The sequence below is a fragment of the Polaromonas sp. genome (assembly GCF_030680935.1).
Lineage (GTDB): Bacteria > Pseudomonadota > Gammaproteobacteria > Burkholderiales > Burkholderiaceae_C > Polaromonas.
Genome location: NZ_JAUXUP010000059.1, coordinates 75,601 through 85,332, shown reverse-complemented (window position 1 = coordinate 85,332; position 9,732 = coordinate 75,601). Strand labels below are relative to the sequence as shown.

Sequence of the window (9,732 nt, the reverse complement as noted above, 5' to 3'; positions counted from 1 at the left end):
GACTTGAATACCCTGACGCAAGCCTGATGAGATTCCAAGGTGTTTCCTATGTCTCCGCACACCTGTTTCCCATGTCTCCGGTCTATACAGCGACGCAAGAGAAAGTGAGTCGCCCGCCGGGGCGAGACCCGGCTTGCAGGCAAAACGTGGCAGCTCCGTTTAACCGCACAACATCGGTCAGGCGGGGCAACAAATGTTAGCCCGCCTAAACGCCCTTCCCCGCGAAGCCCGCGACACCCTGTTCCTGCTGGCGGTCATCGCCTGGGTGTTGCTGCCGCAAGTGCGCGCGCTGCCATGGTGGTGCAGCGCGCTGGCAGCGGGCATGCTGGCGTGGCGGGGCAAGCTGGCGCTTGGCAACCAGAGTCTGCCTGGCAGGTGGTGGCTGCTGGGTCTGCTGGCCCTGGCGGTGGGTGCCACGCTGCTGACGTACCGCTCGCTGCTGGGGCGCGACGCCGGTGTCACGATGATCGTGATCCTGCTGGCGCTCAAGACGCTGGAACTGCGGGCCCGACGTGATGCTTTTGTGGTGTTTTTTCTGGGCTTCTTCACGATGCTCACCAACTTTTTCTATTCCCAGTCGCTATTGACAGCGTTCAGCATGCTGCTGGGCCTGTTGGGCCTGCTGACCGCCCTGGTCAATGCGCACATGCCAGTTGGCAAACCACCGCTTTTGCAGGCTGCAAAAACCGCTGGCTGGATGGCCCTGCTGGGCGCGCCCGTGATGGTGGTGCTGTTCATGCTGTTTCCACGCCTGGCGCCGCTGTGGGGTGTTCCGTCAGACGCCATGACGGGCCGCAGCGGCCTGAGCGCCACCATGCAGGTAGGCACCATTGCCAGCCTGGCACTGGACAGCAGCATCGCCATGCGTATCGCCTTTGAAGGCAGGCCGCCGCCACAGCGAGACCTGTATTTTCGCGGGCCGGTACTCTCCAGCTTTGACGGTCGCGAATGGCGGCCATCGTTTCAGTCCAATTTTCCACCGCGCTACAAGCTGGCCGACAACCTGCGTGTGCAAGGCCCGCCGCTGTCTTACGAAGTCACGCTGGAGCCCACCGGCCGCCCCTGGCTGTTTGTGATGGAGGCGGCAGAGCAAGCGCCTGTGCTGCCAAATCTGCGTACCCGGATGACGGCTGACTTGCAGTGGATGACCGACAGGCCCGTCACCGACCTGCTTCGCTACAAGGTACAAAGCCACACCGATTTCAGCCACGGCCCCGCCCGGCAGGAAATCGGTCTGCAGGAGTTTGTTGAATTACCGCCTGGTTTTAACCCGCGTACATTGGCGCTGGCCGCCGAGATCAGGCGCGACCCCCGTTACGCACAGGCGGGCACCCCCGCCCTGGTACAAGCCACCATGGAAAGGCTGCGTACCGGCGGCTACACCTACACTCTGGAGCCGGGGGTGTATGGCGCCAATACCGCCGACGAGTTCTGGTTTGACCGCAAACAGGGTTTTTGCGAGCACATTGCCTCCAGCTTTGTGGTGCTGATGCGCGCGCTTGACATACCGGCGCGTATCGTTACGGGCTACCAGGGCGGAGAGATCAACCCGGTGGATGGCTTCTGGGTGCTGCGCCAAAGCGACGCACACGCCTGGGCCGAGGTTTGGCAGGCGGACCAGGGCTGGGTGCGGGTGGACCCGACCTCTGCCGTCTCGCCGGGCCGCACCGGCCCCTTTCAGCGGCTGGCAGCGCCGCAAGGCATCGTCGGGCAGGCGCTGGGCACGCTCAGCCCGAATCTGTCGGCGCAGTTCCGCGCCACCTGGGAGGCGGTGAACAACCGCTGGAACCAGTGGGTTCTCAATTACACCCAGGGCAAACAGCTCAATCTGCTGCGCAGCATGGGCTTTGATTCGCCCAGCTGGGAAGACCTGGCCTATGTGTTGATTGGCGTCATCGTGCTGGTCAGTGCGGCGGGGGCGGCCTGGGGCCTGTGGGACCGGGTCCAGCACGACCCGTGGCTGCGCCTGCTGGCACGCACGCGCAAACAATTGCACAAGGCCGGCATAAGCAGCAGCCCGGCCACGCCACCGCGCGCGCTGGCGCTGCAGGTGTTGGCCCGCTACGGCAGCGGTGGTCAGGCCTTGCACGACTGGCTGATGCAGCTCGAAGCGCAACGTTACGCGGCCAGTGCCGACGGCGCTGCGCGTAGCCGCTTGAGACAGCTCCAGCGGCAATACGCCAGTCTGGGTTGGCCGGCATGACGACGCCAGCAGCCAGCACCCCACCCGACTTTTTATCAGCTTCCGGACCAACTTTTTGCATGACTGATTTTTTCCCCTTCACGCCCAGGTCGTTTTCTCGCGGCATGGTGTTTGCTATTCTTTTAATAGCTGCTTGCGCAGGTACAGCAAGGGCCAGCAGCCTAAAAGCCAGCAAGGTTCAGCAAACAAGTCCGCGCCAGGCGGCAACGCAGGAAGCCGCCTACGCCAGCCGCCCGGAAGCGATGCGTTTTGCCGATGACCTGGCCAGCCGGCGTGACCTGGATGTGGTGTGGGTGCGGCAGGCCATAGGCCAGGCGCGCATGAGCACGGCCGTGATACGGCTGATGCAGCCGCCAGCCAAGACCTTTGTCAAAAACTGGCGCGTTTATCGCAGCCGTTTTATCGACCCGATTCGTATCGCCGCCGGCGCCAGGTTCTGGCAGGACAACCAGGCCACGCTGGCCCGTGCCGAGCAGGAGTACGGCGTACCGGCCGAGATCATTGTCGGCATCATCGGCGTCGAAACCATTTATGGCCGCGACACCGGCAAGTTTCGCGTGCTGGACGCATTGGCCACCCTGGCTTTTGACTTCCCCGCCACACACCCACGCGCCCGGGAGCGCAGCGAATTTTTCAAAGGCGAGCTGGAGCAGTTCCTGAGCCACCAGAGCCGACTGGGCAGCGACCCGGCCTCACCGCGCGGCAGTTATGCCGGCGCCATGGGCATGCCCCAGTTCATGCCATCGAGCTGGGTCAAATACGCGGTTGATTTTGATGGCGACGGCAGGATTGACCTGTGGAACAGCCCGGCCGACGTGATCGGCTCGGTGGCGAGCTACTTCAAGGCCTTCAACTGGCAACCGGGCATGCCCACGCACTACCCGGTTCGTTTTGACAGCGCGACCCTGGACATGGATACCTTGATGGCGCCCGATATTTTGCCGACCTTCAGCGTGGCCAGCTTCACCGCCAAGGGGGCCGTGCTGGAGGGCGAGGCTTTGAGGCACACAGGCCCGCTGGCACTGATTGAGCTGCTCAACGGCGACCCGGCCAACGGCGGCAGCCCACCGACCTATGTGGCCGGCACCGACAACTTCTATGCAATCACCCGCTACAACTGGAGCAGTTATTACGCGATGGCGGTGATTGATCTGGGGCGGGAAGTGGCGGCACGGGTCAGGTAGTCAGAACGACGGGGGCTGACCACGGCGAACCTCGCAACCAGACACCACTTTTGGCCGGGATTCAAACTGGCTCAATCGTGATGTCCACCATCATCTCTTCCTCACCACCGCCGTGGCGTATGCCCTTGATCGGCGGACAGGCGTTGTAGTCGGTGCCCACCGCCAGGCGCACATGGCGCTCATCAATCAGGCAGCTGTGGGTGATGTCGATGCTGACCCAGCGCCTGGCCGCCACGTCCAGGCAGACATCGGCCCAGGCGTGGCTGGCCAGATCCGGCTCATTGGCCGCGTAAAAATAGCCGCTGACATACCGCGCCGGAATGCCCAGGCTGCGGCAGATGGCGACCATCACATGCGCCTGGTCCTGGCACACACCGGCGCCGGCTTCAAACGCCTGCAGCGCCGTCGTCGTCACACTGGTGCTATTTTTTTGATAGCTGACTGCGCCTGCCACGCCTTGGCTGAGGGCCAAAAGCATGCCAAGGTCGGTGACACCACCGGAAACCGGGGCGGTCACAAACCGGCGGCCAAAATCGGCCAGCAGCGCATGCGGCGCGGCGAGCGTCGTTGGCCTGAGAAAAAACGCGGGGTGCGGCATGGCGGCGTCGTCGGTGAACTGGGCAAGCCCCAGCGTGTCCACCTGCCCCGCCGCGTTGACCAGGCTACCGGTCACATGCGCCGCAGCGTCGGCCACGAAGGTGTACGAGTGGATGCTGTTGCCGCAGCCATCGTGCTGCTCGTGCAGCGCACCGGGTGCCCCCAGGGTCCAAAACAGAACGTTTTGCGAGGGGCCGGTTTTTGGCGTGAGCCACAGCGTTTGCAGCGCATAACGCAGCGGCTCGGTATAGCGGTAACGCGTGGTGTGGCGGACGTGTAACCTCATAGGGCCCCCACATTCGCTGATTTCCCGTTCGTCCCGAGCCCGTCGAAGGATACCCCCCTAGGGGGCCGCTGCGCCTGCGGCCCGGCGAAGCCGGTTCCGCGGCCCCTGCTTGATTGAAAAGTCCCACGTTTGTTCATCGCGCGCTCCAGGAAGGAGGGTCTTGCCTGGCCTGATCAGGCGCGCGTTGGTGCTTCACGCCGTCGCCGGAACCAGGAAGTCGCGGCTGATGTGGACGCCAAGTTCGTTGACGCGGTCGAGGAACTGCGTCAGGTAGGCGTGCAGGCCAGTGGCCAGAATCTCGTCGATGCGCGCGTACTGCAGGTCGGCATTGAGTTTGCCGGCACGGCGCACGGTTTCGCAGGTCTGGTCGTCGGTCACCATCTGCAGGTTGTTCACCACACCGTGCAGGCTGGCCGCCAGCGAGCGCGGCATGTCGGCGCGCAGGATCAAGAGCTCGGCCACACGTTCGGGCTTGATCACGTTGCGGTAGACACGGCGGTAAATTTCAAACGCACTGACGCTGCGCAAAATCGCGCTCCAGTGGTAGAAGTCGTACTCCTGGTCCTTCTCACTGGCAGCGCCGTAAAAATCGCTCTGCACCGCGTGAAACTTCACGTCGACCAGACGCGCCGTGTTGTCGGCGCGTTCCAGAAAAGTACCGAGTCGCATGAAATGCAGGGCCTCGTCGTGCAGCATGGTTCCCACCGTGACACCGCGCGACAGGTGCGAGCGGAACTTGACCCATTCAAAAAACTGGCTCGGGTCGCGCTCGAAGTCGCCGTTGCGCAACATGCGGAAAATTTCCAGGTAGGTCTGGTTCTGCGTCTCCCAGACTTCGGTGGTCAGCGTGCCGCGCACCGCACGGGCGTTTTCACGCGCATTTTTCAGGCACGAGATGATGCTGGACGAATTTTTTTCATCGCGCACCATGAAGTCCATCACATCGCGCGCACTGACCGCGCCGTATTTGCTTTCATAGGCAGGTGACAGCTCGCTGATGCTCAGCAAACCCTGCCAGCCAACCTGCGCGACGCCGGTGGATTGCGGCAGCAACGAGGTCTGGTAATTGACGTCCAGCATGCGTGCGGTGTTTTCGGCGCGCTCTGTGTAGCGTGACATCCAGAACAAATGATCAGCAGTGCGTGACAACATCATTTGACTCCCTGCGTCTGACTTTGCGACTCCGACTGCGACTGCCCCGAGGCATGCGCATCCTCCAGCACCCAGGTGTCTTTGGTTCCGCCGCCCTGGGATGAATTGACGACGAGCGAGCCGTCTTTCAGTGCCACCCGTGTCAGGCCCCCCGGCACCATCTGCACGGTTTTGCCACTGAGCACAAAGGGCCGCAGGTCGATGTGGCGCGGCGCTATGCCGCTTTCGACATAGGTTGGGCAGGTGGACAGGCTCAGCGTCGGCTGGGCGATGTAACCGGCCGGATTGGCCTGCACCGCCTTGCTGAAGTCTTCGATCTCGGCCTTGGTGGCAGCCGGTCCGACCAGCATGCCGTAACCGCCGGCGCCGTGCACCTCCTTGACGACCAGGTCTTTCATGTTGGCCAGCGTGTATTGGAGGTCGTCCGCGTTGCGGCACATATAGGTCGGCACGTTTTTCAGGATGGGTTTTTCGCCGAGGTAGAACTCGATCATCTTCGGCACATAAGGGTAAATGGACTTGTCGTCGGCCACACCGGTGCCAATGGCGTTGCACAGCGCCACATTACCGCTGCGGTACACATTGAGCAGGCCGGCACAACCGAGCGTCGAGGTTGGGCGGAAGGCGAGCGGGTCCAGAAAATCGTCATCCACGCGGCGGTAAATCACGTCGACCCGTTTCGGGCCGCGCGTGGTGCGCATGTACACAAAATTGTCCTTGACGAAAAGGTCCTGCCCCTCGACCAGTTCCACACCCATCTGCTGCGCCAGGAAGGCATGCTCGAAATACGCCGAGTTGTACATGCCCGGCGTCAGCACCACCACCGTAGGCTCGGCCCGGTGCGCGGGCGAGTTGTCGCGCAAGGTCTCAAGCAGCAGGTCGGGGTAATGCGCCACGGGCGCCACCCGGTTTTCACTGAACAGGTCGGGGAACAGCCGCATCATCATCTTGCGGTCTTCCAGCATGTAGCTGACACCGCTGGGTACCCGCAGGTTGTCCTCCAGTACGTAGTACTCGCCCTCGCCCTGCGCATTCGGCGCGCGCACGATGTCGATGCCGGCGATGTGCGAGTAGATATTGCCCGGCACCTCAACGCCCATCATCTCGGGGCGAAACTGGGCGTTCTGGAAAATCTGCTCGGACGGGATCACGCCGGCCTTGATGATTTCCTGGTCGTGGTAGACGTCATGAATGAAGCGGTTTAGCGCAGTCACCCGCTGGATCAGCCCGCTTTCCATGCTGGCCCACTCGTGGGCCGGGATGATGCGCGGGATCAGGTCAAAGGGGATCAGGCGCTCGGTGCCACCGGTTTCGGAATTGCCGTCGTCCTTGTCGCCGTACACGGCAAAGGTGATGCCGACGCGGCGGAAAATCATCTCGGCCTCGGCGCGCCTGGCCTGCATCACCGCGTCGGGTTGCCGGGCCAGCCAGCGCTGGTAGCTCTGGTAGTGTGCACGGACGCTGGCGTCCGTGGCATTCATCTCATCAAACATGGGGCGGCTCATCGGCTTGGTCTCCGGCAAGGATTACGGATGCAATAGTTATGAATGTAGCTTAGCAAGGAATACGCCAGGCGTTTGTAGGCGCACGCCGGATGGGCCACCGGCCGGGCCTCAGCGTGCCGCTGGCAGCACGTGGTGCCAGTACCGCGTGGCCTGCTGGCGCTGGCATGCCACGGTGCCGGGCTGCAGGCTGGACCAGTGCATCGCACCACAGGCCGGCGAGTCAAAGACCCTGATGCCGCGCTCGCGGTAACGCTCCAGCACCGGCAGGGCCGGATGGCCAAAGCGGTTGCGGTAGCCCACCTGCGCCAGCGCCACCGAAGGCTGCACCGCATCCAGAAACGCAGCGCCCGACGAGGTTTTGCTGCCGTGGTGCGGCACCAGCAGCAGGTCGGCCCTGAGCAGCGTTCCCGCGGCCACCATGCGCTCCTCCTGTGCCAGCTCCAGGTCACCGGCCAGCAAGGCGCTCTGCACGCCATTGGTGATGCGCAGCACACAACTCATGGCGTTCGATCGCGCTGCAGCGTCATAGTCCGAGGCCCGCGGGTGCAAGACCTCAAAAGTCACGCCGTCCCATTGCCAGCGCTGCCCGCCCACACAACGGGTAGCCGGGCGCAGGGCCTGCAACTCGTGGCTGTCTTCAATCGAGCTCAGCAGCGCCGCCTGCGGCTGCATTGCCAGCACCGCCGGCGCACCGCCCACATGGTCGCTGTCGCGATGGCTCAACACCACTGTGTCGACCCGGTCACCGAGCGCTCGCAGCAGCGGCACCAGCACCCGGTGGCCGGCATCGCTCTCGCGCGAGAACCGCGGGCCGGCGTCGTAGACCAGGGTGTGGGTGGCAGTGCGCACCAGCAGCGCGTTGCCCTGTCCCACATCGGCTGCCAGCACCTCAAACGCCCCGTCGGCCGGGCGCAGCGGTTGCCACAGCAGCAGCGGAAGCATCAGCGGCAGCCCCAGCGCGCGCCAGTGCCAAGGCAGCCGCAGCACCAGCAGCAGGCCCCCGCCCACCGCGGCCAGCGCACACCACAGTGGCGCCGCCGCCATGCTGATACTGGCCAGCGGCCAGACAGCCAGCCATTGCAAAAATACCATCAAGGCCGCGACCGCCGCTGCCGCGAGGTCCCACAAAGGCGGCCAAAGCGCCCCCAGCAAGGTCAGCGGCGTCACCACCAGGGTCACCCAGGGAATCGCCAGGCCGTTGGCCAGCAGGCCGACCAGCGACACCTGGTTGAACAGCAGCAAAGACAGCGGCGCCAGCGCCAGCGTCAGCACCCATTGCTCTCGCGCCGCACGCAGCACCGCGCCGCCCACGCGGCCCAGCCAGGGCAGGCCAAGGGCCAATAAAGGCCATTTTCCAGCATCAAATCGCCCTCCAGCCCTTTCAGAATGAGCGCGAGCAGCTCCTGAATTGATAGCGTTTCGCTCTTCGTCACGGCCGGACGCAAACAGAACCCCCACCGCCACAAACGAAAGCCAGAAGCCGGCCTGCAGCAAAGCCCAGGGGTCCAGCGCCAGTACCACCGCCATGGCCAAAAGCCAGACCTGGGGCCAGGGCCAGCGCTTGCCGCTCTGGCGCAGCAGTACCACGACGGCCAGCATCCAGACGGTGCGTTGGGCCGGCACGCCCCACCCGGAGAAAACTGCGTAACAGGCGGCCAGCAGCAGGCCGCCCCAGGCAGCAGCGCTGGCCGCTGGCACCGCCAGGCACAGCACGGGCGTCCACCGTGCCGAGCGCCGCCAACCCCAGCCCACCAGCTGCGCCGCGAGCCAGGCAAACATCGTGATGTGCAGCCCCGAAATACTCATCAAATGCGCCACACCGGTGGCGCGAAACACATCCCAGTCGGCACGTTCTATCGCGTTCTGGTCGCCCACCAGCAGGGCCGCCACCACGCCCGCGAGTTGCCGGTCGGCCACACGCGCATAAATCGCATCACGCGCCGCCTGCCGCGCCCGCTCGACCGGGTGGCGCCAGCTGTCGGCAACAAGCTGGGGGACCGGATCACGCGGGCCCGCGCGCACGTAGCCGGTGGCCTGCAGGCCTTGCTCCCACAGCCAGAGCTCGTAGTCAAAACCATGCGGGTTGCTGTTGCCGTGCGGCGCTTTTAGCCGCACCGTCAGGCGCCAGTGTTCGCCAGCGCGCAGGTTTTGCGGCTGGCGCTGCAGGGCCAGCAGCGCAGCGGGCGCAATCGGGGCGTCAGGGTTGTCGATATCCGTCAGCGAGGGCGCAGGCGCCCTGCCGCCAAAACCGGCATACCAGCCAAGGTAAATCTGCGGCGGCACTTGCACCAGCGCACCATCGAGCCGCGCGCTTTCGACCGCAAAGCGAAACCGCAGCCCGTCGTCAGCGCGCTGTGGCATGGCCAGCACGCGGCCTGTCACCGCAATGTCTTTGCCCTCCAGCCCAGGCGCCAGCGCGCCCGCCTGAAAAGCGGTCGCGCGCAGGCCAGTCCCTGCAAAACCGGCGAGCAGCGCCAGGACCAAGGCGGCCAGACAATGCCCAGTAGCCGCGCCCCGGCCAGATCGCAGCGCGCCAGCAAGCAGCCCCACCCCGGCTAACCCCAGCAGCGCCATAAAGACGTAAACCCAGAGCTCCCACAGCCGCTGCTGCTGGACTTGCAGGGCAACGCCGACCACAAAGCCACCCAGCGCCATGCCAAAAAGCCTGGTCCCTGCGTGCGGCTTGACAGATGGGTCTGACCTCAATCTCTGCTTCCGTTATTGTTTTTTGGTGGCACCGAGCTCTCCCTATAAACGACCCGCTCGGGTCATACGCTGACAGCCATGCTGGTTTTTGGCGCAGCT

Annotated in this window: 6 protein-coding genes; 2 read left to right on the top strand and 4 right to left on the bottom strand. The window is 64.3% G+C overall.

The window, feature by feature from the left end; translation table 11 throughout:
- The first annotated feature begins 193 nt into the window (after positions 1-193).
- Both Q8L50_RS14835 and mltB read left to right on the top strand, forming a co-directional pair.
- Positions 194-2,203 (top strand): DUF3488 and transglutaminase-like domain-containing protein, encoded by a 2,010-nt coding sequence (locus Q8L50_RS14835; RefSeq protein ID WP_305349407.1) that lies wholly within the window; start codon positions 194-196, stop codon positions 2,201-2,203.
- Between the two features lie 59 nt (positions 2,204-2,262).
- Entirely contained in the window at positions 2,263-3,387 is a 1,125-nt protein-coding gene (gene mltB, locus Q8L50_RS14830; protein ID WP_305349406.1) for a lytic murein transglycosylase B, read from the top strand.
- A gap of 61 nt (positions 3,388-3,448) precedes the next feature.
- Here the strand turns inward: mltB and Q8L50_RS14825 are convergent, their stop codons facing one another.
- The 4 genes from Q8L50_RS14825 to Q8L50_RS14810 form a co-directional block, all read right to left on the bottom strand.
- Positions 3,449-4,270 carry a transglutaminase family protein gene (locus Q8L50_RS14825; protein WP_305349405.1) on the bottom strand — a complete coding sequence of 274 codons (822 nt, stop codon included), beginning with the start codon at positions 4,268-4,270 and terminating at the stop codon, positions 3,449-3,451.
- A 192-nt stretch (positions 4,271-4,462) separates the two neighbouring features.
- Positions 4,463-5,422: an alpha-E domain-containing protein gene (locus Q8L50_RS14820; RefSeq protein WP_305349404.1), complete on the bottom strand. Its 960-nt coding sequence runs from the start codon at positions 5,420-5,422 to the stop codon at positions 4,463-4,465.
- Positions 5,422-6,927 (bottom strand): circularly permuted type 2 ATP-grasp protein, encoded by a 1,506-nt coding sequence (locus Q8L50_RS14815; RefSeq protein ID WP_305349403.1) that lies wholly within the window; start codon positions 6,925-6,927, stop codon positions 5,422-5,424. Before Q8L50_RS14815 ends, Q8L50_RS14820 begins: the two co-directional genes overlap by 1 nt.
- Positions 6,928-7,035: 108 nt before the next feature.
- Positions 7,036-9,582, bottom strand: coding sequence for a DNA internalization-related competence protein ComEC/Rec2 (locus Q8L50_RS14810; protein WP_305349402.1), 2,547 nt, complete (start codon positions 9,580-9,582; stop codon positions 7,036-7,038).
- Positions 9,583-9,732: the final 150 nt, after the last annotated feature.